This window comes from Cesiribacter sp. SM1 (assembly GCF_020178975.1).
Lineage (GTDB): Bacteria > Bacteroidota > Bacteroidia > Cytophagales > Cyclobacteriaceae > Cesiribacter.
Map to the genome: position 1 here is coordinate 647,762 of NZ_JAHXBU010000094.1, position 24,515 is coordinate 672,276.

Below are 24,515 nucleotides of genomic sequence, written 5' to 3' on the forward strand. Positions count from 1 at the left end.
AATGATATGAAAATAAAACAACTGTTATATGCTGTTCCCATGGTACTGTTTATGGGGTGCCAGGCCGAGAGTTCTAAACAAACAACCGACGAAGTAGTGGATAATGGAACCACAAAAGAAGCCCACCGGCTGCTCTATCATTTTACGCCACCCTCAGGATGGATGAATGACCCCAATGGCATGGTGTATCATGATGGCGAGTACCACCTGTTCTACCAGCACAACCCCGACAGCACCGTGTGGGGACCCATGCACTGGGGTCATGCCGTGAGTAAGGATATGGTGCAGTGGGAGCACCTGCCTATTGCGCTTTATCCCGATAGCCTGGGTACTATCTTTTCCGGCAGTGCCGTGGTAGACCTTAACAACACCTCCGGCCTGGGAACAGCAGACAACCCACCCATGGTAGCCATTTACACCTACCATAATGCAGAGGGAGAGCGTGCCGGCAGAAACGATTACCAGACCCAGGGCATTGCCTTTAGCCTGGATAGGGGCCGCAGCTGGACCAAGTACGAAAGCAACCCGGTGCTGCCCAACCCCGGTATCCGGGATTTTCGCGATCCAAAGGTAAGCTGGAATGAAGAAGCACAAAAGTGGATCATGGCCTTGGCTGTAGCCGATCATATCAGCTTTTATTCTTCCAAAAACCTTAAAGAATGGCAGCACGAAAGTGATTTTGGCCAGGGCATTGGTGCACATGGCGGGGTTTGGGAATGTCCGGATCTGTTTAAAATGCAGGTAAACGGCAGTGGAGCAGAAAAGTGGGTGCTGCTGGTGAGCATTAACCCGGGTGGCCCTAACGGGGGCTCTGCAACACAATACTTTGTTGGCGATTTTGACGGTAAGCGCTTTGTGCTGGATGAGCAGTTTAGCGCTGATGTAGACGAAAAAGGCATCTGGATTGATTATGGCCGTGACAATTACGCAGGTGTTACATGGTCGAACATACCGGCTGAAGATGGAAGGAGACTGTTTATGGGCTGGATGAGTAACTGGAAGTACGCCAATGTAGTGCCGACAGAAAAATGGCGCAGCGCCATGACAGTAGCCAGAACCTTAACACTGGCAGAAACCTCGGAAGGATTGCGTCTGCTTTCCAATCCTGTGGAGGAATTGGAAAAGCTGTACCAGAATGAATACACACTGGAATCGCAAGCTGTGGCCAGCGCTTTAGACATATCAGAAAAAATGCCCTTCCGGTCTCCAGCTCTTCAAATAGACCTTGAGCTGGAACTTGCTAATGCAGATGGTGAGTTTGCTGTTGAATTATCGAATGATCAGGATCAGAAGATTCTGGTAGGCTACGATGCCGCAAAAAATCAGTATTTCATTGATAGGACAAAGGCTGGTACTCACAAGTTTTCAGATGAGTTTGCAGGAATACATTATGGGCCAAGACTGGCCTCTGGTGCAGTGCATACCATGAAACTGCTGGTAGATGTGGCATCAGTAGAACTGTTTGCCGATGGCGGAAAAACAGTTATGACAGATATCTTCTTCCCGGATGAGGAATTCACCAACGTCAGATTAGTATCTCAAAAGGGAAATGTGCGCATAAATGCGGGCAAGGTCACAGACCTTAAATCCATCTACAATGGATCTTTGTAACGGTGCTTCCGATAGCTGGCAAGAGTAGCATTCAGGCTGTTGCCTTATGTTTTGTATTCATTTTTTCTCCAAACCTGGGTTGAGGGGTATTGGCATGCTGGTTCATCTGCAGAATGATTGAATACGCTTAAGAGTATCATGGAAAAGGTATGGCTGCCATTGTTGTGGTCTTTATCCGGCCAGCTCTTAAAATTCAGTTCAAATACCAAATCACAAATCAAGAATCATGAAGAGTGAAAAAGAATCATTCGCTATTCGTGTAGCAATGGCTGTTGCCATGCTTACACTGCTTAGTGTTGGCGATACATTAGGTCAGGAGGCGGCTCCTGATAACACATCCAAAGTGCCCAAACATACCTTTGCTAATACGCTGGAGGAACAGGAGGCTCAGTTAAAAACCAATCCGCTGATGCAGAGGTTGATTGAGTCGCGTAAGAAAATGGCAGACGATAAGTTCCGTCCTATCTATCATTACGTAAACCCAGAAGGAACCCTCAATGACCCCAACGGATTAAGCTACTGGAAAGGAAACTGGCATCTTTTTTACCAGGCCTACCCGCCGGAAGATCCGCGTCAGCACTGGGGCCACGCCATCAGCAAAGACCTGGTTCACTGGAGAGATCTGCCCTATGCCATCTATCCTGGTCCTGAACGTGCCGTGTTTTCAGGGGCTACCCTGGTTGAAGAAGATCGTGTTATTGCCATGTATCATGGAACAGGTGTTGGTAATATGGTGGCGGTATCGAGCGATCCCCTGCTCCTGAACTGGGAGAAAGTTACTGGCCAGGCAGTTATTCCGCTAAAGAGCACTACTGGTTTTTCCCTGCCCTATAGTGTGTTCGATCCTTCTATCTGGAAAAAAGACGGTGTTTACTATTCGCTCTCTGCAGGCAGATCATTCACAGGTCCTGGGAATAAACCTGTGCGGGCAGATTATCTTTTCCGCTCAAAAGATCTGGCCAAATGGGAGTACATGCACGAGTTTGTAGAAGGAGACCGCTTTACCCTGGTGGGTGATGATGGCGCCTGCCCTTATTTCTGGCCTATTGGCGACCGGTACATCATGAACTTCTTCAGCCATATGAGTGGAGGGCAGTACTTGCTGGGCGACTACGATAAGGAAAATAATAAGTTTATTGTTACCTCCGGTGGTAAATTTAATCATGGCGCGGTGAGCCCCGCGGGTGTGCATGCCCCTTCTGCTACTCCGGATGGCAAGGGAGGCGTAATTGTTATTTTTAATATGAACCAGGGAAGGCCAACCGAAGGCTGGAACCAGATCATGACATTGCCACGCCGGCTAACGCTTCTTGCAGAAGATGAGGTAGGGCAGGAGCCGGCCGGAGATATTGCTTCTCTTCGCTACAATGCTAAACGTATAGGTAAAACAAAGCTTCCTGCAAACAAGGAAATAGTACTGAAGAACATCAGCGGCAATGCAATGGAGATTTCTGCAGAGATTGATCCAAAAGATTCTAAAACAATTGAATTGAACGTATTGCGCTCACCCAATAAAGAAGAATACACCCGCATCATTTTTTACAAAGAAAAGGGATTTTCGGCAGGCCTGGATTACCAGTCGGGCCCAGAGACGGCCAAAATGCCGGCAGATCTTATCTATTTGGTTACCGATGAAAAGCCTGCGCCCCGAAAGCGCAGTGTGCCGGCAAGCCTGATATCAATACAATCATCTTACTCTTCCACACTGCCAGATGCTGAAATCCGTGCTCCGGAAACGGCTCCCTTTCAGTTAAATCCGGGAGAAACCGTTAAACTTCGAATTTTTATTGATAAAAGTGTAGTAGAGGTATTTGTAAATGGAAAACAGTGTGTGGCCATGAGGGTGTATCCCGGCAGGGATGATAGCCTGGGGGTATCCATCCAGTCTCGGGGAAGAGATGCCGAACTTAAATCGCTGGATGCATGGCAGATGAAAAACATCTATGAAGGAGATGTACATCAATAGGTGGCATCTGGCAGTGGTATCAGGCATCAGTAGGGGTAGGCAAGGGCTGAACTTTGTGCCAGAAGTGGTACAGACTACAGTATGCATGATTCCTGCAGGAAGCAGGCATTACGGCCACCAGCACAAACCATCTGTCAAAAGCAGAGCGGCCCAATTACTATGGCCATACAGCTGCCGGTAAAATAATGATGAAAACACAAGAAGAAGCGGAAACAGTGCACATATGAGAATTTTATCTTTCGGAGAAATCCTGTTTGATATCATAGAAGGAGAGCATTACCTGGGAGGCGCTCCCCTGAATTTTGCAGCGCACCTGGCACAGCTTGGAGCCGAGTCGTACATCTATTCAAAAGTAGGCAGGGATGAGCTGGGTAAGTATGCCGTGCAGCAAATAAGTGGCCTGGGCGTTAAAACAGACTTTGTTCAGCATGATGAAGCCCACCCAACAGGCACAGTACCGGTAGAGTTTATTGCGGGACAGCCCTCCTACACCATTACCGAACATGTAGCTTACGACTACATACAGTTTGAGGCGCATAATCAGGTGCTGGTAAAAACTGAATTTGATGTGCTCTATTTTGGCACCCTGGCCCAGCGCAGCGGGCAATCCAGAGAGGCATTGCAGCAGCTGGTGAGCAGTAAGAAGTATACGCATATTTTTTATGACATCAACCTGCGCAAGAACTGCTATACGCCACTGGTCATTCAGCATTCCCTTGAGCTTTGCACCATTTTAAAGCTTAACGATGATGAGGTAAATGTGCTTTCGAATATATTCTACGGCCAAGCCTTAACAGTAGAGGAATTTACGCTCCTGGTATCGAAAGACTACCACATCCCGATGATCATTATTACTGCAGGAGAAAAGGGCTGTTATTTATTTTACGAAGAGGCGCTCCATTTTATAGCGGGCTATCCTGCCACAGTGGTAGATACGGTTGGTGCAGGAGATTCATTCAGTGCAGCTTTTATACACCATTACTTCAAGAAGAAAGACGCGATGAGGGCTGCGGATATCGCGAACAGAATGGGCGCCTTTGTTGCTTCTTCCCGCGGTCCGCTGCCCCCTTATTCAGCAGAAATCAAAAGCGCGCTCATGCTAAGCTAAAAGATTTGCACTATTAGTTGATAGTTACCTGTGATTATAAACACTTCTTGTTTGTGAGCTTTAAGAAGTGTTTACCGCGCTTACTCCGCTAATATTGATTTAGTGGAAAGACAAAGAGTTGATGTACCCGGCCTTTTTCTGTGGTTGGTTTAGAGGCAATGCCGGGGTGGTTTCCGGGGGTATGTTAACTGTTTTGAGTAAGCTTAAAATCCGGCGGTGGGGATTCCTCAAAGCCGGATTTTTTATTTAGCTTTGGCTAATTACAAAGCACCTCCTCACCTGAATTTACTTTCTACTAATAGAAAAAGCCTCACAACTTGCTGAAACCAGCTGTTATGAGGCTTTGTACGTACCAGGAGCGGGAATCGAACCCGCACGGCACTTGCGTGCCACAGGATTTTAAGTCCTGCGTGTCTACCAGTTCCACCATCCCGGCGGCCGACTATGTACTACTGTACCTAGTCTTTTAACGAAAAAGCATCCCGGTGCAGGATGCTCTTCTTTGAGCGAAAGACGGGGTTCGAACCCGCGACCTCGACCTTGGCAAGGTCGCGCTCTACCAGCTGAGCTACTTTCGCGTTTGTTATTTTTTCTTTTTTCCTTCCCGCTAACCGGTTGGGATTACAAAGGTAGTGGATAGAAATAAAAAGGCAAGGGGTAGGGAGAAAAAAAATTCAAAAATTTTACGTCGATTTAAGTGTACTAATATTAGCAATCTGAACTCCAATGTTTTACGATTTTTAGTGCCTTTAGCAAGGGTTGCTATCCTATTAAAGTTATTGGTCGCCTCATACAGTAGAGGGGCTGATCAAAGAGAATTTCCCGGTAAACCTCAAACCCCCACCGCCGATAAAAGCCAATGTTGCTGGCTAGTGAAGTTTCCAGGTAAACAGGCCGCTGCAGCTGCCGGCTTTCTTCAATAATATCCTGTAGCAGCATACTGCCAATGCCCCTGCCCTGCTGTTCAGGTGCTACTCCCAGAAACCACAGGTAATAGAAGGGTAGCTGCGGATAGCCCTTTTTGATCTTTGCCTCCCGGGCAAGTATTTTCCCAACCCTCCTCAGGCCTGTCACACCAACCACCAGGCGAAGGTCCAGCATCAGGGTCCTGATGGTGGTTTTCTTCTTTTCAGGCAGTAACACAAGGGCACAGCCCTTCCGGTCAGCAGACAGATAAACAGCACCAAAAGCCTGGCACAGTTCAAAAGAGTAGTCCATGAGGCTTCTGATCCTCTTTTCCCGCCTGCCATCCTGCCTGACAATGTAGTTAACGCTGGGATTGGCATCAAATGCGCGTGCCAGGATGTCGATTACCAGTGCTTTGTCGCTGCTGCTTGCCTTGATCATCTTTATCTGCATCCATGGGGAATAAATTAGCCCTTCTTCTCCAGCAGTCCCTTAATTTCGTTGAGCTTTAGCAGGGCTTCCACCGGTGAAATTGTATTGATGTCGGTTTTTTCAACAAGCTCACGCACCTGCTCAAACTTAGGGTCCAGCTCAAACAGGCTAAGCTGATAGGTATTTTTGGGCATCTCCTTTACCTTCTGCTGGTGCTGCAGCCTGCCCTTATCGCCTTCGAGGTGGTGCATGATCTCGCTGGCGCGTATTACCACCCGGTTGGGCATGCCGGCCATCTGCGCAACATGAATACCAAAGCTGTGCTGGCTGCCACCGGCCTGCAGCTTGCGCATAAAGATTACCTTATCGCCCACCTCTTTTACCGATACATTAAAGTTGCGTACCCGGGGCAGGTCTTCGGCCAGCTGGTTCAGCTCGTGGTAATGGGTGGCAAAAAGTGTTTTAGGGCGGTATTTGTCGTTTCCATGCAGGTACTCCACAATACTCCAGGCAATGGAAATACCATCGTAAGTGCTGGTGCCACGGCCAATCTCGTCCATCAGCACCAGGCTGCGATCACTTAGGTTGTTAAGGATGGAGGCCGTTTCAATCATCTCCACCATAAAGGTACTTTCGCCCCTGGCCAGGTTATCTGAGGCACCTACGCGGGTAAACACCCGGTCTACCACGCCAATGGCAGCCCGTTTTGCCGGCACAAAGGAGCCTACCTGGGCCATCAGCACAATCAGTGCCGTTTGCCGCAGCAGGGCCGATTTACCCGCCATGTTAGGGCCGGTAATAATCATGATCTGCTGCTCGTCGGGGTCCAGCAGCGTATCGTTGGGAATGTAGGGCTGATCGGGCGGCAATTGCTGCTCAATAACCGGGTGGCGGCCCTGCTCAATATCAATGGCATAACCGTCGTTTACCTGCGGCTTGATGTAACCACGCTTCTGGGCTACGGCTGCAAATCCAGCCAGGCAGTCGATGGTGGCCAGCACCCGTGCATTTTGCTGAATATGGGTAGTATACTCTGCTGCGGCAGCTACCAGCTCGTTGAAGAGGTTTTGCTCAATGCTGTTGATCTCGCCCTCGGCATTCAGAATCTTCTCCTCGTAAGTCTTCAGCTCCTCGGTAATGTAGCGCTCGGCGTTTACCAGCGTTTGTTTCCGGATCCAGTCCTGCGGTACTTTATTTTTATGGGCATTGGTAACCTCCAGGTAATAGCCAAACACCTTGTTATAGGCAATTTTGAGAGAGGAGATGCCAGTGCGGGCCTGCTCGCGCTGCTGTATCTGCAGCAGGTAATCTTTGCCGCTGTAGGCTATGGTGCGCAGCTCGTCGAGCTTTTCGTATATGCCATCGCGCATCATGCCGCCCTGGTTGGTTACCAGCGGCACCTCATCGGCCAGCTCCCGCTCAATACGCTCGTAGAGGTAGGTGCAGGGGTTCAGCTGGTCGGCCAGCTTGCGCAGCGGCTCTATGTTGCCGCCCGCCAGCATATCGCGGATGGGCAGGGTGTGCTTCAGCGATTTCTTCAGCTGCAGCATCTCCCGCGGGTTGATGCGCCCTACAGCTACTTTAGAGATCAGACGCTCCAGGTCGCCAATGCTGCGCAGGCTTTTGATCAGCTGCTGCAGCAGCTCGGGCTGTTTGGTAAGGGCTTCTACCACTTCCAGCCTCTCCTGGATGGCTTTAAGATCTTTGAGTGGCATTACCAGCCAGCGGCGCAGCTGGCGGGCTCCCATGGGCGTGGCGGTCTGGTCCAGCACAGAAATGAGGGGAATGCCATCGGGCTGCTGCGGGTACACCAGCTCCAGGTTGCGGATGGTAAAGGGATCGAGCCACACATAATGCTCCTCGGCAATGCGCGAGAGCTGCACCAGGTGGTTCATGTCGTGGTGCTCGGTTTCCTGCAGGTAGTGTAGCACGGCGCCGGCGGCAATAATGCCCTCGGGCAGGTCTTCTACGCCAAAGCCTTTGAGCGAGGTAGTACCAAAATGTTTGGTGAGGCACTCATAGGCGTAATCGTGCTGAAACACCCAGTCTTCGGGCGTATAGGTGCTGAAGCTGTAGTTGCTGTATTGTTCTGAAAAGCGCTTGCGGCAGCCCTTGCTGTAGATTACCTCCGAAGGCTGCAGGCCCTGAAGCAGCTTTTCGATGTACTCCTGCGGACCTTCGGCTACCATGAACTCGCCGGTAGATACATCCAGAAAAGCAACCCCAATACTGCCCTTGCCAAAATGGAGGGAGCAGAGGTAGTTGTTGCGGCTTTTTTCCAGTACCTGGTCGTTAAAGCTAAGGCCGGGCGTTACCAGCTCGGTTACGCCGCGTTTTACAATACCTTTCACTGTCTTTGGGTCTTCCAGCTGGTCGCAGATGGCTACGCGGTAGCCGGCGCGCACCAGGCGGGGCAGGTAAGAGTCGAGGCTGTGGTGCGGAAAGCCCGCCAGCTCTACCTCAGAGGCAGAGCCGTTGGAGCGTTTGGTGAGCACAATGTCCAGCACCTTGCTGGCTGTAACAGCATCATCACCAAAAGTTTCGTAAAAATCGCCCACCCTGAACAGCAGCAGCGCACCGGGGTGCTTAGCCTTAATGGCATTGTACTGCTTCATCAGGGGAGTTTCTTCTTTCTTTGTCTTAACTGCAGTGTCTTTCGTCATCTCTAGAATAAAGCTTTCCGGCTCCGCCAATCTCAAAGATAGTGAATTCAGTTGCTTTGCAGGAATTCTCTTTCCAAAGAAGCTTTCGGATTTAGAAAAATGTACTGCTATTTTACATTTATAAAATGTGATACTCCCTTTCTATGCTACCGAAGCTGTACTTGATACTCACTACTCACTACTCAATACTAGAAAATGCGCAAGCTTAAGCTCGACGAACTGAACCGCCTTAGCCCACAGGAATTTGAACAACTGCCCAAGCACCCCCTGGTACTGGTGCTCGACAACATCCGCAGTCTTAACAACGTGGGCAGCGCCTTTCGCACTGCCGATGCCTTTGCAGCAGAAAAGATCTACCTCTGTGGCATTACGGGTACGCCGCCCCACCGCGAAATCCATAAGTCTGCCCTGGGTGCTCAGGAAACAGTGGCCTGGGAGCATGCCCCAAATGCAGCGGAGCTGTGCAGCAGGTTAAAGCAGGAGGGCTACCAGGTGCTGGCTGTTGAACAGGCCGAGGGCAGCACGCAGCTGCAGCAGTTTATGCCGGCAGAAGGGCAAAAGTATGCACTGGTATTTGGCAACGAGGTAGAGGGGGTGAGCGAGGGGGTGATGCAGCTGGCCGATGCAGCCCTGGAGATTCCGCAGTGGGGCACCAAGCATTCACTGAATGTATCGGTAAGCATGGGCATTGTGCTCTGGAGCCTGCTGGAGAAGCTGTACCGGGAGTAATTTTACTTTTTAAAGAAATAGTATGCGCAATTTAATAAGATGAGAGGCGTTAGAGCTAAAAGCTTTTTACCAAACCCTCTCCTCCTTATGAAAAAGCTCCCCCTGCTGTTGCTCCTGTTTTTTGCCGCCTGCGAAGCTGATAACAGCAGAAGTACCCGTGATAATTATGCAGGCGATGAGTTTGAGGAAACTGCGGATGTGGACATGAATATTCCATTCTCTGCCCAGCCACCTTCACCGGCAGATTACAAGATGCATAGACGTTCGGGAGATATGGACTATGCTGCAGTAGAGATGGTGGCAGTGCCAGGTGGTCCCTCTGCCTATACAAATGTATCCCAGCCCCTTCCTGCTCCCTTTGATACGGTGGCCAAGCAAATAATCAAAACAGCTTCCCTGGTGTACGAGGTAAAAGCGCTGCAGGAAGCGAATCACAAGGTCGATAGCCTGGTGAAAAAGACGGGAGGCTACATCTCCTCCTCAAACCAGAATAACAGCCAGCAGCGGCATGAGCTTAATTTAACGCTGCGGGTGCCTTCGCGCTACTTCGATGCACTCATGAATGCCCTTGGCACCCTGCCGGAGCGGGTAGACCATAAGTCGGTGGAGGCGCAGGATGTCACCGAGCAGTATGTGGATTTGCGCAGCCGCCTGCAGACCAAGAAAAAGGTAGAAAAGCGCTACCAGGAGCTGCTGCAAAAAGCCAATACAGTAAAAGAGATTCTGGAAGTGGAAGAAAAGCTGCGGCAGCTGCAGGAGGAAATTGAAGCAAAAGAAGGTCAGCTGCGCTACCTTAGCCACCAGGTGGGCTACAGCACCATTCACCTGAACCTCTACCAGGTGCAAAAGTACGAGTACCTGCCCAGCCGCACCCCCAACTTCGGCCAGCGTATTTTAGGCGCGCTGGATGGTGGCTGGCAACTGCTGCTGGGTTTGCTGCTCTTTATTTTCAGGCTCTGGCCGCTCTGGGTCATTGGCGGTATTATTGCCCTGGCAGTGATCAGGTACCGGAAACAACATAAGCGCAAATCACTTGCAAAAGATTAGCAACTTTTTGATCTTGAGTTGATTGCAGTACCACCTTTAACTTTTTGATATGAAAAAGATTTTTTCCCCGCTTTTCACCTGTCTGTGCTTCCTGCTGTGCAGCAGCAGCCTGTTGGCACAGGATGTTCTGCTGATTACCAGCGAAATGCTGGACAAAAAGGCAAAGTCTACCGTTAACCGCGTATACCTTACTGCCGATAAGGTGCTGATGGAATCCGATGATCAGAACGAGATGACGACCCTCTACGACGCCACCAAAGAGGAAATGTACCTGATCAACCACAAAAAGAAAGAATATACGCTGATGGACAAAGCAGCAATGGCGGAGATGAATGCCCAAATGCAGGAAGCTGCCCGGCAAATGGAGCAAACCCTGCAGCAGATGCCGGAGAGTCAGCGGAAAATGATGGAAGAGCAGATGCGTAAAATCATGGGATCTAAGGAGCCTGTCACCTATGAAAAAGAACAGGCCCAGGCACCTGTTAAAAACTGGAAGAGCACCAAGTATGTAGGTAAAAGCGGCGATAAGCTGCGGCACGAGGTATATGTAGTTACCTATAAAGATCTGGGAGAGGATAAAGATAATTTCAAGGCGCTGGTATCGCTCTACACACTGCTGCAAAGCCAGCTGCAGGAAATGGGCCGCAATATGCCGGGCATGATGGCCTTTTCCATGCCCGAAATGCTGCCCGGTGGTGAAGAAGGCTTACCCGTAAAAAGTATTTATTACGATGTGCAGGGGCAGCCGGATATTACCTCTACCATGAACACCATAGAAAAAACCACCCTTGCTGCAGATAAATGGCAGGTACCGCCCAAATACAAGCAGAAGAAGTTTACAGCATCGGCAAAATAGCAGCTACGGAAACTAGAATTGAGCCTGCGATAAACAACTCAATTCCTATACAGTTATCTAAGAACAGAGAAAAGGATGGTAGGCCCAGGCTTACCATTTTTTCATCTTCGATATTTATTAATTGTAATACCGGAATTTAATATACCATGAAAATACTTGTTGCAGGATCACACGGTAAAGTAGGGCACCACCTGGTGCAAATGCTAAGCGAAAAAGGCCATGAAGTACGGGCTATGATACGCGATTCCAGCCAGTCAGAAGAAATGCGTAAGCTTGGTGCCGAGCCAGTGGTTGCCGATCTGGAGAAAGATAAATTTTTTCCGCTGGAGGGCATTAATGCCGTCTATTTTGTAGCTGGATCAGGTGCTGGTACAGGCGCCGATAAAACCGAAGCCGTAGATAAAAAAGGAGCTATTAAGCTGATAGAAGATGCCTATAAGCACAAGGTGCAGCGTTTTATTATGCTTAGCTCTGTAGGTGCCGACGACCCCCGCAAAGGACCAGATGAATTGAAAACCTACCTGGAAGCCAAGCATGAGGCGGATAAAGAGCTTAAGTACAGCGGCATTCTGTACACCATCATAAGGGCTAACAATCTTTCCGATGACAAAGGAACCGGCAAAGTTACTGCCACCGAAAAGCTGGATAGCTACGAGGGCAGTGTACCACGCGAAGATGTTGCCCGTGCCCTGGTAGCCTGCCTGGATATTCGCCACACCGAAAATAAGGTGTTTGAATTAACAAGCGGCAACACGCCCATAGACCAGGCACTGGTTAATCTGCCGCTTGTGTAGCAGTTTTTTTGAAAAGTTACAAAGCCGTACCGGAAGGTGCGGCTTTTTTATTTGCCCCAGGCTGCTTCTTATCAGCTAAAAGCCTGTAGATCTGTTGCTTTACTCGCATATTGCAGATAACAATCTGATAATTAGATTCGTAGTTTTATATAAGTGCCTGTAAAAAAAACAGGCGGTTAAATAATTTTTTCACCTAAACACAAAAATTATGTTTACAGACAGAAAAGAAGCAGGTCAGGCCCTTGCCGATCAGCTAAAGAAATATCAGAATGAAGAAGGTGTAGTACTGGCAATACCAAGAGGTGGTGTACCCATTGGGCACGAAATTGCAGAAGCCCTCGACTGGCCCCTGGACCTGGTGCTCTCTAAAAAGATCGGACACCCAACCAACAAGGAATTTGCGATAGGTGCCGTAAGCCTGAATGGCTATGTGGTGAACCAGGACTTGCAGGTGCCTAAAGACTATCTCGAAACAGAAATAGCCCGTGTTAGGGAAACCCTGCGCAATAACTATCATAAATACCTGCACGAGCAGGACCCGCTCATCATTACCAATAAAACCGTTATCATTACTGATGATGGTGTGGCCACAGGGCATACCCTGCTTTCGGTAATTGACCTGATCCGCAAGGATAAACCCCGGAAGCTGATTGTTGCGGTGCCGGTTTCGGCAAAGGAAGCTATTCATAAAATAAAGCAGCAGGCCGATGAGGTGATTTGCCTGTCGGTGCCCGATGAGTTTAGGGCGGTAGGGCAGTTCTACCAGGATTTTAACCAGGTAGAAGACCAGGAAGTAGCAGCGCTGTTGCACGACCGTCGCCACTTTGAAGCCAGATAGTTTATGGAAGTAATAAGAGAAGACATTACCATACCGGTAGGTCAGCATGTTCACCTGGAGGCTGAGCTGATTCTGCCCCTGGATGCACAGGGAATAGTTATTTTCTCCCATGGCAGTGGCAGCAGCCGGCACAGTCCCCGCAATAAAAAGGTAGCAAACGATTTGCAGCGGTCAGGGTTTGCTACGCTTCTGTTCGATTTGCTAACCCAGGAAGAAGACCGGGTATACGAAAACCGCTTTAACATTGAGCTGCTCACCGAGCGGCTGGTGAGCGTTACCCGCTGGACTGGCAGGCAAAATGAAGTGCAGCACCTGCCCATAGGCTACTTTGGCGCCAGCACAGGAGCAGCCTCTGCGCTAAAGGCAGCGGCCCGTGTTGGTAGCTTTGTAAAGGCTGTAGTATCACGCGGCGGCCGGCCAGATCTTGCCATACCAGAGCTTTCGGGCGTGGAAACGGCTAGCCTGCTAGTTGTAGGTGGTGATGACCACCAGGTGATTGGCTTAAACGAACAGGCCTATGCACAGCTGCCCCAACCTAAGCAACTGGAGATAGTGCCCGGGGCCGGACATCTCTTTGAAGAGCCCGGCAAGCTGGAAGAAGTAGCCCGATTGGCAGCAGACTGGTACAGGCAGTACCTGCAGGCATAGAAGCACCGGTAACAGGTAGAAGTCTTCTGACTCTTAAGCTTGAAAATTAAAAGGGCCCGTTAATACAGCGGGTCCTTTTTTTGTGCTTTTAATCAAAACTTCCTGCAATTAGGCAGGCAGGGCAGCGTTTCTTTTCAGGTACTTAAGGGCTGTTGCTGCACGCGTAGAGATCCTTTATAGGAGCCGATAAATTTTTTATCTGCAGTATGTGTTACTTTTGTACCTTGAAGGCTGAAGCACGTACCATGAAGATACACCATGCTCTTTTACTAACGATCTTTCTGCTGGCCCTGCAGCTACCAGGCTACGCTCAGATGCAACAGGCACCCAAATGGTCTGTAGAGGTTAAGCCCGAGCGTGTGCCAGTGGGTGGCGAAGCAGAGTTCATCATTCGGGCGCAGATTCCCAAAGACTGGTACCTCTATTCCAATGATTTTGATCCGGAGCTGGGGCCCATGGTAACGGAGTTTGAGTTTAAGCCCCATGCCAGCTATTCTTTAGTTGGTAAGGTGCAGCCGGTAGGAGCCAAGCGTAAATATGATGAGATCTGGGAGGGGGAGTATACCTACTTTACCGGCACTGCAGAATTTCGCCAGAAAATAAAGGTGCTGCAGGAAAACCCAAAGATACAGGCAACGGCCAGCTACCAGATCTGCACCGATGTTACCGGCCAGTGCATTCCGTTCGACAGCGACCTGCCACAGCCAAATATACAGGTAGTAAAAGGAAAAGAGGGGCAGCAACAGTCAGGCGAAACCATAACACCCCCTAAACAGGGTAATAAAGAGCCCCAGGAAAAAACAGGCTATAAAAAAGACGGAGGCACTTCTTCTGTCACAAGCCCGGAGGTTGAAACCCTAAGCGGAGGTGAAGGCGCTGCCGGATTGGCGGCAGCAGAGCAGCAGCAGGAGGTGTTTGTACCGGCAGACAGATCCGGAGAAGCGGCCGAAACTGCAGCACAAACCGAGACTGTGAGCAACGATGGTGTTAGCGTGCGCCAGTACGATCCTTTTCAAAATCCGTTCGGGGAAGAAAGCAGCGATGAATCCCGCAGTGGCTTTCTGGCCCTGTTCCTGATCTCGCTGGCGGCCGGTGTAACGGCACTGCTCACCCCCTGCATTTACCCCATGATTCCACTTACAGTTACCTATTTCCTGAAAATGGGACAGGGAAACAGGCGTAAGGGAGTTATGTTTGCCCTCTTCTATGGGGTGTCTATTATCCTGATTTACCTGTCGCTGGGTATTCTGTTCGCCAAAATATTTGGTGCCGATTATGCCAACGAGCTCAGTACGCACTGGTTCCCCAACATCCTGTTCTTCTTTATCTTTATTCTGTTTGCACTTTCCTTTTTCGGGCTCTTTGAAATTACGCTGCCTAACAGCTTTATCAATAAAGTAGATAAGCAGGCCGATCGTGGCGGTTTGGTAGGCGTTTTTTTTATGGCCTTTGCCCTGGTGCTGATCGGCTTTAGCTGTACCGGCCCTATTGTGGGTACGATCCTGATAGAAACTGCCGATGAAATCGGGGCTACCTCTATAGTATCAATGCTTGGTTTTTCCCTGGCCTTTGCCCTGCCTTTTACCCTGCTCGCCATTTTTCCGGGCTGGCTTAACTCACTGCCCAAGAGCGGCGGCTGGTTAAATTCGGTGAAGGTGGTATTAGGATTCCTGGAGCTGGCGCTGGCATTAAAGTTTTTAAGCGTGGCAGATCAGACCTACCACTGGGGCCTGCTGGACCGCGAGGTGTACCTGGCGCTCTGGATCATCATCTTTACCCTGATGGGCTTTTACCTGCTGGGCAAACTCAGGCTGCCGCACGACAGCCCCCGCAGCAGCACCTCTGTTACCGGACTGATCCTGGGCATTATTACCTTTGGCTTTGTGCTCTACCTTATTCCGGGCATGTTTGGTGCGCCCTTAAAAGCGCTTGCAGGTTACCTGCCGCCCATGAGCACCCACGATTTTAACCTGGTGGCTATTTTGAAGGGCGAAGAAAAGTCGGAACTGCCCCAGCTGTGCGAAAAGCCCCAGTACGATGAGCTGCTCCACCTGCCTCATGGCCTAAATGGCTACTTTGATTATGAACAGGCGCTGGCCTGTGCCAGGGCACAAAACAAGCCCCTGTTCATTGACTTTACCGGCCATGGCTGCGTTAACTGCCGCGAAATGGAAGCCAACGTCTGGAGCGATCCCGAAGTGCTGCGCCGCCTGAAAGAAGATTATGTGGTAGTAGCCCTTTATGTAGACGAGAAAAAAGAACTTCCCGCAGAAGACTGGTACATTAGCGCCTACGATGGCAAGCTCAAGAAGTCGATCGGTAAGCAGAACCTCGATTTTATGATCCAGCGGCTCAATGCCAATGCCCAGCCTTACTACACACTGGTAGATCCGCATACAGAATCCTTACTGGCAGCTCCCAAAGCCTACGACCTGGAGGTAAAGAATTTTGTAGAATTTCTGGAGGCAGGCGTAGAACGCCATAAGCAGAGACCATTGGCCCAGCAGTAGTAGCCCGGCTGCGTTAACCTGCGGATTTTCCAATTAGCTGCTGCAACTGATTATAGGGTTTGGGCAACTGCTTTAGTATCAAAAAATTACAACAAGCGAAATAATATTACAGCCGCTGCTTGGCAGCGGCTGCTTTTTTTATATTTGAGGTCTCTATCAAATTGGCACTATTTCTGTATTTGCCATAACAGAACCTCAACCCTTACCGCTTATGAAGCGCGTTTTACATACCCTTATATTAGTGCTGGCTGTAGCTGCTTTTGGCTGCAGTTCCGGCAAAAAAGCCTGGGAGCAGGGCAACTACTACGAAGCCAGCATGCAGGCCATTAACAGGCTAAAGCAAAAGCCCGATCATAAAAAAGCTTCCCAAACCCTGTTGCAGGCCTACCCCATGGCAGTAGAGGCCCTGGAGGCAGATATCATTCACCTCAAAACCCTTAAAACAGCAAACCGCTGGGGCAACATTGTAAGTCGTTATGAGCAGCTAAATGCACTTTACGATGCCATTCGCTATACACCCGGTGCCTTAAACGTGGTGCCAGTACCAAAGCCCTATCATGCCAAACTACAGGAGGCGCGTGAGCAGGCTGCAGCAGAAAGCTATGCTTTAGGCCAGCAGGAGTTGAGCAGGGGCAGTCGAGAGGCAGCCCGGCAGGCTTATGAACATTTTGGGGCAGCCATGCACTATGTGCCGGGCTATCTTGATAGTGAGAGAAAGATGGAGGAAGCCCACTACCTGGCAACTTTAAAGGTGCTGGTAGAACAAATTCCGGTACCGGGCCGCTACTCGCTGGATGTAGCCTTTTTCAATGACCAGATAGAATCATACCTGCACAATGCCGAAAAGCAGCATGGGTTTATCCGCTTCTATTCCATGGAAGAGGCCGATGCTGAAAAGCTTAACCAGCCCGACCACTACGTGCGGATTCAGTTTGAGGATTTTGTAATCGGAGAAACCCATTTAAAAGAGAGCAAAGAACAGCTGAAGCGCGATAGTGTGCGCATTGGCGAGGTAAAGGTAAAGCCTGATTCTTTAGTGCCGGTATATGGTACTGTAGAAGCCAAGCTCACCACTTTCCGGAAGGAAGTAATCTCCCGGGGCCGCGTAAGTATGTACATCGTAGATGCCCGCACCAACGCAGTACTGCAGCACAGGCAGTTTCCGGGTGAGTTTGTCTGGTTCAGCGAGTGGGGCTTTTTTAACGGAGATGAGCGGGCCCTGGATGCTAAACATAAAAAGCTGGTTCAGTTGCGCGAAGTGCCACCCCCACCTCCACAAGATATGTTTGCCGGCTTTGCTGCCCCTATCTTCTCCCAACTCACAGATGCCTGCCGGGGGTTCTATGCGAAGTACTAGCATGATTGAATGCTAATAAACTCCTGATCATTCCTGGCGCAAGCATCCGCTTGTGTCTCACAAAGGCTTAACCTGTAGTGCCTGGCAGGCACACAATATGTAAAGGCATAAGCGAATGCTTGCCGCAGGATTTGCTGCTGCCTCTTAAAATCAAAGTTTCTGGTAATAGTGGATACAACCATCCACTGAAGCAGCTTTTTGAAAGATAATGGATGCCCTCTGTGCTGTTAGGCATAGGGGGCTTTTTTTATAGCCTGCCAAACCTTCTGCTGCTGCAGTGTTTATTAGAACAGGTGTCTGTTACCGCTAAAAGTACTGCTTATGGAAGAAGCCAAGGAACCTTTCGATATACATAAAACAGTTGCTCTTCTCCGGGAAATGACGGCAGAGCTGCCACCAGCAGCCTTATTTGATCTTTATGAGCGGGGCTATACCAGTGTTTTTGAGCAGCTGGTGGCTTGCATTATCTCCATCCGCACTTTTGATGAAACCACCGTTCCGGCTTCGCTGCGGCTGTTTGCGCTTGCTCGTACACCCGCAGAAATGATGAAACTTAGTCCCGAACAATTAGCCGAGGCAATTTACGACAGCTCTTATGCCCGCAACAAAGCAGCTACCATACTAGCCATTGCACAAGAGGCAGAAGAAAAGTGGAACGGAGAGCTGCCGGCCAGTTTTGAGGTGTTAACAGCTTTTAAAGGCGTGGGCCCCAAATGTGCAGGGCTGGCGCTGGGCATTGCCGCACAGCAGCCCTACATTGGGGTTGATATTCATGTGCACCGCGTTACCAACCGCTGGGGTTATGTAGCAGCCTCCACGCCGGAAAAGACCATGGCAGCCCTGGAGAAAGAACTACCGCAGGAGTACTGGGTGGAGATTAACCGCCTGCTGGTACCCTTCGGCAAGCATATTTGTACAGGCCGCCTACCCCACTGCTCTACCTGCCTGCTGCTCTCCATGTGCCGGCAGGTGGGGGTTACAAAGCACCGTTAAGGTTGTGGCGCATCATCCGGCGGCGGAGCGGAAGGATTTGGTACAAAAACCCAGCCCATCTCCTGCTCAAAATACTCCAGCACGTGCATTTTCAGCAGCTTTTCCTGTTCCAGCAGGTCAAAGTGGGGCAGGTTCTTTACCTTTTTCCAATGCGGCCAGCCCTGGGCATCGAGCCCCTCCAGCTCATAGAAGCCGCTGTAGCTAAGGGCCTTGCAGATGGCAATGTGCATGAGGTCCTGCTTTTCTTCTTTGCTGAAGCTGCGCTTTCCCTGCCCCAGCTCCTGTACCCCAATCAGGAACAGGATGGCATTAAGGTCTTTGGGCCGGCGGCCAATCTGCTCTCCCAGCCGCAGGCGCAGCTGCTGCCAGCGGCGTTCCAGGTCAAGGTCTTTTTTAAGCATTTTCTCCCTTTGGTTCGTTGGGGCTGCCCTCCGCGGGGCGGCCCTCCGCTTGCAGGGCTTCCCAGAATTCAACGGCGCGCCTCAGGTGTGGTATAACAATGCTGCCCCCGATGAGGGTAGCAACCGAAAAAATTTCATACATCTGCTCATTGCTGTAGCCCAGCTGGTGGCATTTTTCCAGGTGGTAGCGCACGCAGTCGTCGCAGCGCAGCACCATGCTGCAGGCAAGGCCAATGGCTTCTTTTGTTTTAGTATCGAGCGCTCCCTCCATATAGGTATTGGTGTCGAGGTTAAAAAAGCGCTTCAGTACTTTATTATCAGCCTCCATGATCTTCTCATTCATGCGGCTGCGGTAGTCGTTAAAATCAGATACAATGCTCATAAAATGTAGTACGTAAAAATATGTGCAAATATACATGCTAAGACTGAGAAAATGGGTGCGTAGAATTAGCACTTGCCTGGTAGGATATTTATGATTTGTTATATACTTTAGATGGCCATTATTTAAAGATTATATGACAAGACTCTCTCTACTCTCTCTGATGCTGTTGCTGGTTTTATGCTGGGGATGCGACCAGCCAGCCAAGAAACAAGCTACCAAAGAAAAAAAGGTAAAGAAGCTCGAAGGACTGGTGCAGCATTATTACGACGATGGTTCCCTTGCTTCCGAGATAAACTACAAAGACAAGAAAAGGCATGGCTATGCCAAGGGTTATTTCAAGAATGGTTCGGTACAGGGTGAGTTTAATTATGAAGAGGGTGAGCTGCATGGCATCACCAAAATGTATTACGAAAACGGTAATATATTTCGGGAAACCCCCTATACCCACGGAAAAAAGGATGGCGTAGAAAAACTCTACCGGCAGAGCGGCCAGCTATTGGCCGAGGTGCCTTACAAAAATGACGAGCTCGGGCTGGGTACCATCGAGTACACCAAAGAAGGCAAACCCAAAAAGCAGCTGCCCCAGCTAAAGGTAGAGCAGATCGATAAGCTGCTGAAGAACAACCAGTACATCATCCGCATTAGCCTTAGCGAAAGAAATGGCAAAACAAGGTTCTATTTTGGCGAGCTGCAGGATGGGAAATACAAAGGAGGCGGAGGCCTCAACTGGATACCTGATAAAAACGGAGTTGCCGAGCTGGTGTATAACATGCCTCCCGGCACCTTTATGATGGAAACCATTCAGATAGTGGCAGAAACAGAAACAAAAATGAAAACGCCCTACCTGATATCAACCAAAGTAAATGTTGCAATAGAAAACAAAGGGTACTAGGAGGTACCCTTTTCTTTTTTAATTGGATCACCAGGATGTGAATTAGTCCAAAGCCTGTAAAGCAGGCTTTAGCGGATCATTTGCCTGCGCTGCAGGAGCTCGTGGTTGTGTGGATCTACCTCCAGCCCTTTGTCCAGCAGCTGACGGGCCTGTGAGGTTTGCCCCCTTCTGAAATAATATACGGCTGCCACAGAATAAGCCCTGCCCAGTAAGGCATTGTCGAGTATGTAGGCTTCTGTTCCTCCCTTTTTTCGCTGGTAGGCCTGCTCAAAGATCTGCCGGTACTGTATGCCTTTTTTTTCCTGATCCAGCTCATAGGCCTGGCCAAAGCGTACCAGGTAAAACTGCAGCAACTGGCTATAGAGAATGTTGTTGTTTTCAAGGGCAGGATACTTCTTCAGGTAGTCTTCCAGGAAACTGGTTTTTTCATCTAGGGAGTAAATGGTGTTCAGGCGCTGGCCTATGCAGCCGAGCAGCAGCCCGGTACTGTTGGTGGCCTCGGGCTTCAGCTGGTAAGCCTTTTCGCTCCACTTCAGGCCTTCGGTAAACTGGCCGGCATTGAAGGCAGTTCTGCCCTTTTCAAAATAGTAGATGTAGGAAATCTCATCGACCAGGGAAGTATCACTAAGTGCTCCCTGTAGCTTGTGGTACATCTTATCATAATAAGCGGTCTGACCCTTGTTGGAGAGCTGGTCTTCGGTAAAAAGAATCCATTCTCCTTTTAGCTGCTCCTGGTGGTTATCAACGCCCTCTATGTTGGCCAGTTTAACCAGGTAATCGATGTAGGCAGTGTCTGCATAGGTTTTACTTTCCTTGGCCAGCAGTATGGAGTTGTAAACGAGAAAACCACCCCGGTCGCAGGGGTATAGTGCATAGCCCTTCTCAAACTGCCGGAGGCTGCTCTCCCACTTTTCTTCATCCATCAGGTAAAGCCCGTCGTTATAATACTGCAGCGCAATCAGCTCCTGCAGGGAGATGTCCTGGTTGTCAAAATACATTTCATCAAAAAGCTTTTCAACACCTTTTGTCTGGTAATCCTGCTCGCTGATGAGCTTCATTTTGCGGAGTTGTGCTACATATTGTGTTTTGAACCTGGCATCGAACACCATATAGCCTACCTGTGGGTCTGTACTTTCCAGGGCAATGCGGTCGGTATCAGGGTAAGCTACCAGAAAAACGTGGGTAGGGGTTTCTTTTATGCTGAAGGGTATATTTAGCTGCTGCAGTACAAGTGCGTAGAGTGCCGTGGCAGATACGCAGTTGTACTCTCCCCTGCTGAAAATATCGGCAAAATGGTTAGCCAGTACATACTTCTTGAGGAAAGTGCTGTGCACCTCTTTATGGATAGCCTTAATCTTTTTCTGTGCTCCTTTTGCTTTCTCAACCCTGGGGCTAAGGCTGGCAATAAACTCTTTTAGCTGCTCCGCGTGTGTTGCCTGCATAGAAGCCTCTGCTCCGGGGCTGCTGATGTACAGGAGCCGGAACTGACTCTCAAAGCTAAGAGGCGCCAGCTGATTGAAAGCTTGCTGCTCCTGTGCAGAGCTGTAGTGCAGGAGGGGTAATTCTTTTAACGCCAGCTTCTGTGCATGGAGAGTAATGCTGCACAGGCCCAGGAGACAGATAAGTAGAGCGTAACGCATAACAGCTATATTTGTGGGTAACAATATAGCAGATAGCATACTATATTCTGGGCTGATGCAAGATATAATTGCTCTTTTGTTAAAACACTAATGGCTGCAGAGAGCAATTCCCTGCAAAAGCACCGGCACCATGCGTAAAGCCTTACAATACAAACGTCATACTCACTTTTACACCAAAGCGGCGCACGTTGGGCGTATCGAGGTAAGTAAGCCGGTGTATGGCATCTACCCTGAAAAACTTAAAGATGTTCTCAATGCCGTAGCCAACCTCTATATAAGGGGTACTGCCTAAGGAGCGGGGTGGCCTGTATTCTGAACCAGTCTGGTCTTCGACAGGTGCTATGATTTGCTGGTTCTCCTGGTTAAGGTGCCCCCAAAGTACATTGCTGTGGGCAATGGCGCGCCACTTAAGCTTGCGGATCAGGGGTACGCGGTTCAGCAAAAATCCTTCAAAGTAGTGGATGTAGCGAAAGGAGGCATAGGTATCGCTGGCAAATTCGGCCAGGTCCATGAGGTTATAGGCTGCCGTAGTGTAAAAAGGCGACTGGTTACCCAGGTGCACCCTTAGCAGGGGGTAGGGCAGCGTACCAAAATATTTTCCGCCTTCAATAGTATAGCGCGAAACACCCAGAAAAGCCATTTTTACCCGCTGGGTAGCATGCAGGCTTAAGCGATGGTATTCAAAATCGCTGCCCAGCATATCCGGTATGCCATAGGCATAGCGAAGCGTTACCACCGGCCAGTTTTGCATGCTGGAGGGAATCCGCTCAAAATCGTTGATCAGATAGGTTTCTCCTTTAGCAAAACGGGTTTCCAGCTGCACCTCCGAGGTACTAAAATCGCTTGCCAGGCTCTGGGCATCATTTGCCGGATGATAGCTGAAGGGGTAGATGGGTGAAAAATAACGGTGGTTGTATGATACAGAAACTGTGGTGCCCCTGGAAAGGTCGGTTTGCAGCTGCAGACCGCTGCGCTGGTAGCGGTAGGGTAACTGCAGGTTGCCCCAGCGGCTGGAGGCATAGAAAATATAGTTGGTACCATCCATTTTATCGGTCTCCAGCCCTACCTGCTCCAGGTCACTGTTGTGGTAGATGCGGACGGAGGTCCAGTTGGTACGCGACAGGATGCGTTCTGCCTGCACACTATATTTAAAACGATTATCGCCGGTGCCATAGGCGCCAAAACCACTCAGGCGGTAATCTGTAGAAAATGCAGTGGTGGTGCGTCCGCCAAAGCCAATGCGGTGGCCTTCTATGTTATTGTAGATATAGAAGTTTGGAAAAGGGCCAATCTCCAGCGCAGGGTTTACCTTAAAGTAGCCTGTTGCCAATATCTTAAGCAGGGTAACAGATCTTTTAACAGCAGGTATTTTATTGGCAGAATCAATCATCTGCGCTACCTTTTGTTCTTCGTAACTAAGCGAATCATGGCGGTTAAGGCTCCAGAAATCTTCTGTAGCCTGTGCGGCCTTTATTTCAACAGTTAAAGGGTTGGCGTAGAATTCAGGATCTTTAGGCATGTTAACCACCGGATCTTTCAGCGAGGTATAGAATTTGGCTACTATGCCGCTGCCCCGCTGGCCGGGTTTACGCACATCCATCATTACCCGCGTTTTAAGCGGCAGCCACGAGCCTGCTGTTGTTTGGCTGAGCTGCTGGCTTATGGTGATTTTGTGCACAAAGTTCAGGTTTGCTTTTGGCAGTACCTGCAGGTCCAGCTGTTTAAGGGCAAAGTCCTTTTTGGTAATCCAGATGGTGCCGTAAAAAGCAAGGTCCTGTTCCCGTTTGGGCGCTACGCCTATTTTATAGGTAAGCTCCCCGTCTATCATCAGGCTGTCCTGCAGGTCGTACTCGTAATAAAGCTTCCAGCCATCTGCCACCGGCGATACAAATTCTTTTTCCAGTATGTTAAGCCAGTTTTCATAAAAGTTATACTCCTGAAAAGAGCTGCCCACCAGCTGCGACAGAAAAGTGCCATCTTCCACACCAAAGCCCTTTAGGTTGGTGTGGAGTATGTGCTCTTTTCTAAGCTGTGGCTTGGTGCGGTAGTAAAAGCGGCTGATACTCTCCGATAGAAAGAGGGGAAGCAGTGCCTCTCCATCTTCGGTTTTGTACTGGTGAATGCTATCGAAGGCTGCCTGTACCTGCTGCATTAATTTTCTTTTGCTGGCTTCTTCGGGCAGGCGCTGCAGGCTTAACTCTATTTTGTTATAGGCTTCGTATTCGTAGGCCGTAAGATTGGTTTTGTTGTTGGTGTTCTTATTATCCAGTACTTTCTGGATGATGGGGTGTGCCGGGTTCTCCCATTTTTTCTTTCCCGGCCGTATCACTACCTCGCGCAGCGTTTCAGAATCTTCCAGCATTTTAACCTCTATGGTTTGGCTGCGGCCAGGGCGTATGGGCAGGGTTTGCTTTTTATAGCCAAGGTAGGAGACTGAAACAGAATCGTAGGCTTCGCTGCTTACTAACTGAAAGTAACCCTCGAAATTGGTGGTTACACCAACAGAGGTTCCTGTAAAGATAATGTTGGCAAATGGCAAAGGCTCGTTGGTACGTGCATCGGTAACACGGCCTTTTATTTCTGTTTGTGCCCAGGAGGCAGTGCAGGATAGGAGCAGTAGAATTATTAAAAGAGAATTGCGTTTCATTCGCCTCTTGTCAATACAACCAATAAGCTAAGTTAGGGGGGATTTTGCAAACTTAACTTATTGAGTAATAAAATAATGATTATCCTCTTTACACA

Annotated in this window: 19 protein-coding genes and 2 tRNA genes; 13 read left to right on the top strand and 8 right to left on the bottom strand. The window is 49.5% G+C overall.

The window, feature by feature from the left end; genetic code table 11:
* The first annotated feature begins 6 nt into the window (after positions 1-6).
* From KWJ01_RS26855 to KWJ01_RS26865, 3 genes are all read left to right on the top strand, one after another.
* Positions 7-1,611, top strand: a complete 1,605-nt coding sequence (locus KWJ01_RS26855; RefSeq protein ID WP_225000228.1) for a glycoside hydrolase family 32 protein — start codon at positions 7-9, stop codon at positions 1,609-1,611.
* A gap of 226 nt (positions 1,612-1,837) precedes the next feature.
* Positions 1,838-3,577, top strand: a complete 1,740-nt coding sequence (locus KWJ01_RS26860; RefSeq protein WP_225000229.1) for a glycoside hydrolase family 32 protein — start codon at positions 1,838-1,840, stop codon at positions 3,575-3,577.
* 223 nt (positions 3,578-3,800) lie between these two features.
* Positions 3,801-4,685 carry a carbohydrate kinase gene (locus KWJ01_RS26865; protein ID WP_225000230.1) on the top strand — a complete coding sequence of 295 codons (885 nt, stop codon included), beginning with the start codon at positions 3,801-3,803 and terminating at the stop codon, positions 4,683-4,685.
* A gap of 350 nt (positions 4,686-5,035) precedes the next feature.
* On the opposite strand, the gene KWJ01_RS26870 is transcribed toward KWJ01_RS26865, so the two are convergent.
* From KWJ01_RS26870 to mutS, 4 genes are all read right to left on the bottom strand, one after another.
* Positions 5,036-5,121, bottom strand: a tRNA-Leu gene (locus tag KWJ01_RS26870).
* 69 nt (positions 5,122-5,190) lie between these two features.
* A tRNA-Gly gene (locus KWJ01_RS26875) sits at positions 5,191-5,263 on the bottom strand.
* A 184-nt stretch (positions 5,264-5,447) separates the two neighbouring features.
* Positions 5,448-6,032: an N-acetyltransferase gene (locus KWJ01_RS26880; RefSeq protein WP_225000231.1), complete on the bottom strand. Its 585-nt coding sequence runs from the start codon at positions 6,030-6,032 to the stop codon at positions 5,448-5,450.
* Positions 6,033-6,058: 26 nt separating this feature from the next.
* Positions 6,059-8,686 carry a DNA mismatch repair protein MutS gene (mutS, locus tag KWJ01_RS26885; RefSeq protein ID WP_225000232.1) on the bottom strand — a complete coding sequence of 876 codons (2,628 nt, stop codon included), beginning with the start codon at positions 8,684-8,686 and terminating at the stop codon, positions 6,059-6,061.
* A 195-nt stretch (positions 8,687-8,881) separates the two neighbouring features.
* Here mutS and KWJ01_RS26890 point away from each other — a divergent pair, with 195 nt between their 5' ends.
* The 9 genes from KWJ01_RS26890 (at position 8,882) to nth (ending at position 18,458) form a co-directional block, all read left to right on the top strand.
* Positions 8,882-9,415: an RNA methyltransferase gene (locus tag KWJ01_RS26890; protein WP_225000233.1), complete on the top strand. Its 534-nt coding sequence runs from the start codon at positions 8,882-8,884 to the stop codon at positions 9,413-9,415.
* Between the two features lie 87 nt (positions 9,416-9,502).
* On the top strand, positions 9,503-10,462 hold the full coding sequence (locus tag KWJ01_RS26895; RefSeq protein WP_225000234.1) for a DUF4349 domain-containing protein: 960 nt from the start codon (positions 9,503-9,505) through the stop codon (positions 10,460-10,462).
* 49 nt (positions 10,463-10,511) lie between these two features.
* The gene (locus KWJ01_RS26900) at positions 10,512-11,318 is read left to right on the top strand and encodes a hypothetical protein (protein ID WP_225000235.1); all 807 of its coding nucleotides are present in this window, start codon (positions 10,512-10,514) and stop codon (positions 11,316-11,318) included.
* A gap of 146 nt (positions 11,319-11,464) precedes the next feature.
* Positions 11,465-12,112, top strand: coding sequence for an SDR family oxidoreductase (locus KWJ01_RS26905; protein ID WP_225000236.1), 648 nt, complete (start codon positions 11,465-11,467; stop codon positions 12,110-12,112).
* Positions 12,113-12,320: 208 nt separating this feature from the next.
* Positions 12,321-12,950, top strand: a complete 630-nt coding sequence (locus KWJ01_RS26910; protein WP_225000237.1) for a phosphoribosyltransferase — start codon at positions 12,321-12,323, stop codon at positions 12,948-12,950.
* A 3-nt stretch (positions 12,951-12,953) separates the two neighbouring features.
* Positions 12,954-13,598, top strand: a complete 645-nt coding sequence (locus KWJ01_RS26915) for a dienelactone hydrolase family protein (protein ID WP_225000238.1) — start codon at positions 12,954-12,956, stop codon at positions 13,596-13,598.
* Between the two features lie 245 nt (positions 13,599-13,843).
* Positions 13,844-16,108, top strand: coding sequence for a thioredoxin family protein (locus KWJ01_RS26920; protein WP_225000239.1), 2,265 nt, complete (start codon positions 13,844-13,846; stop codon positions 16,106-16,108).
* 211 nt (positions 16,109-16,319) lie between these two features.
* On the top strand, positions 16,320-17,465 hold the full coding sequence (locus tag KWJ01_RS26925) for a hypothetical protein (RefSeq protein ID WP_225000240.1): 1,146 nt from the start codon (positions 16,320-16,322) through the stop codon (positions 17,463-17,465).
* A gap of 321 nt (positions 17,466-17,786) precedes the next feature.
* Positions 17,787-18,458: an endonuclease III gene (gene nth / locus KWJ01_RS26930; RefSeq protein ID WP_225000241.1), complete on the top strand. Its 672-nt coding sequence runs from the start codon at positions 17,787-17,789 to the stop codon at positions 18,456-18,458.
* Here the strand turns inward: nth and KWJ01_RS26935 are convergent.
* Together KWJ01_RS26935 and KWJ01_RS26940 are read right to left on the bottom strand one after the other, a co-directional pair.
* Positions 18,455-18,859: a hypothetical protein gene (locus KWJ01_RS26935; RefSeq protein WP_225000242.1), complete on the bottom strand. Its 405-nt coding sequence runs from the start codon at positions 18,857-18,859 to the stop codon at positions 18,455-18,457. The genes nth and KWJ01_RS26935 overlap by 4 nt on opposite strands.
* Positions 18,852-19,241 (bottom strand): carboxymuconolactone decarboxylase family protein, encoded by a 390-nt coding sequence (locus KWJ01_RS26940; RefSeq protein ID WP_225000243.1) that lies wholly within the window; start codon positions 19,239-19,241, stop codon positions 18,852-18,854. The genes KWJ01_RS26935 and KWJ01_RS26940 overlap by 8 nt, the downstream gene beginning before the upstream one ends.
* 133 nt (positions 19,242-19,374) lie before the next feature.
* Here KWJ01_RS26940 and KWJ01_RS26945 point away from each other — a divergent pair, with 133 nt between their 5' ends.
* Positions 19,375-20,133: a toxin-antitoxin system YwqK family antitoxin gene (locus KWJ01_RS26945; RefSeq protein WP_225000244.1), complete on the top strand. Its 759-nt coding sequence runs from the start codon at positions 19,375-19,377 to the stop codon at positions 20,131-20,133.
* Positions 20,134-20,201: 68 nt separating this feature from the next.
* Here the strand turns inward: KWJ01_RS26945 and KWJ01_RS26950 are convergent, their stop codons facing one another.
* Together KWJ01_RS26950 and KWJ01_RS26955 are read right to left on the bottom strand one after the other, a co-directional pair.
* Positions 20,202-21,773 carry a hypothetical protein gene (locus tag KWJ01_RS26950; RefSeq protein ID WP_225000245.1) on the bottom strand — a complete coding sequence of 524 codons (1,572 nt, stop codon included), beginning with the start codon at positions 21,771-21,773 and terminating at the stop codon, positions 20,202-20,204.
* A 142-nt stretch (positions 21,774-21,915) separates the two neighbouring features.
* Entirely contained in the window at positions 21,916-24,420 is a 2,505-nt protein-coding gene (locus KWJ01_RS26955; RefSeq protein WP_225000246.1) for a DUF5686 and carboxypeptidase-like regulatory domain-containing protein, read from the bottom strand.
* Positions 24,421-24,515 lie beyond the last annotated feature (95 nt).

Excerpts from the sequence above, each read along its gene's own strand:
- KWJ01_RS26855 (WP_225000228.1), top strand. The coding sequence starts at position 7 with ATGAAAATAAAACAACTGTTATATGCTGTTCCCATGGTACTGTTTATG.
- KWJ01_RS26910 (WP_225000237.1), top strand. The coding sequence starts at position 12,321 with ATGTTTACAGACAGAAAAGAAGCAGGTCAGGCCCTTGCCGATCAGCTA.
- KWJ01_RS26920 (WP_225000239.1), top strand. The coding sequence starts at position 13,844 with ATGAAGATACACCATGCTCTTTTACTAACGATCTTTCTGCTGGCCCTG.
- KWJ01_RS26880 (WP_225000231.1), bottom strand. The coding sequence starts at position 6,032 with ATGATCAAGGCAAGCAGCAGCGACAAAGCACTGGTAATCGACATCCTG.
- KWJ01_RS26950 (WP_225000245.1), bottom strand. The coding sequence starts at position 21,773 with ATGCGTTACGCTCTACTTATCTGTCTCCTGGGCCTGTGCAGCATTACT.
- KWJ01_RS26925 (WP_225000240.1), top strand. The coding sequence starts at position 16,320 with ATGAAGCGCGTTTTACATACCCTTATATTAGTGCTGGCTGTAGCTGCT.
- KWJ01_RS26865 (WP_225000230.1), top strand. The coding sequence starts at position 3,801 with ATGAGAATTTTATCTTTCGGAGAAATCCTGTTTGATATCATAGAAGGA.
- KWJ01_RS26895 (WP_225000234.1), top strand. The coding sequence starts at position 9,503 with ATGAAAAAGCTCCCCCTGCTGTTGCTCCTGTTTTTTGCCGCCTGCGAA.
- mutS (WP_225000232.1), bottom strand. The coding sequence starts at position 8,686 with ATGACGAAAGACACTGCAGTTAAGACAAAGAAAGAAGAAACTCCCCTG.
- KWJ01_RS26935 (WP_225000242.1), bottom strand. The coding sequence starts at position 18,859 with ATGCTTAAAAAAGACCTTGACCTGGAACGCCGCTGGCAGCAGCTGCGC.
- KWJ01_RS26860 (WP_225000229.1), top strand. The coding sequence starts at position 1,838 with ATGAAGAGTGAAAAAGAATCATTCGCTATTCGTGTAGCAATGGCTGTT.
- KWJ01_RS26890 (WP_225000233.1), top strand. The coding sequence starts at position 8,882 with ATGCGCAAGCTTAAGCTCGACGAACTGAACCGCCTTAGCCCACAGGAA.
- KWJ01_RS26945 (WP_225000244.1), top strand. The coding sequence starts at position 19,375 with ATGACAAGACTCTCTCTACTCTCTCTGATGCTGTTGCTGGTTTTATGC.
- nth (WP_225000241.1), top strand. The coding sequence starts at position 17,787 with ATGGAAGAAGCCAAGGAACCTTTCGATATACATAAAACAGTTGCTCTT.
- KWJ01_RS26900 (WP_225000235.1), top strand. The coding sequence starts at position 10,512 with ATGAAAAAGATTTTTTCCCCGCTTTTCACCTGTCTGTGCTTCCTGCTG.
- KWJ01_RS26955 (WP_225000246.1), bottom strand. The coding sequence starts at position 24,420 with ATGAAACGCAATTCTCTTTTAATAATTCTACTGCTCCTATCCTGCACT.
- KWJ01_RS26915 (WP_225000238.1), top strand. The coding sequence starts at position 12,954 with ATGGAAGTAATAAGAGAAGACATTACCATACCGGTAGGTCAGCATGTT.
- KWJ01_RS26905 (WP_225000236.1), top strand. The coding sequence starts at position 11,465 with ATGAAAATACTTGTTGCAGGATCACACGGTAAAGTAGGGCACCACCTG.
- KWJ01_RS26940 (WP_225000243.1), bottom strand. The coding sequence starts at position 19,241 with ATGAGCATTGTATCTGATTTTAACGACTACCGCAGCCGCATGAATGAG.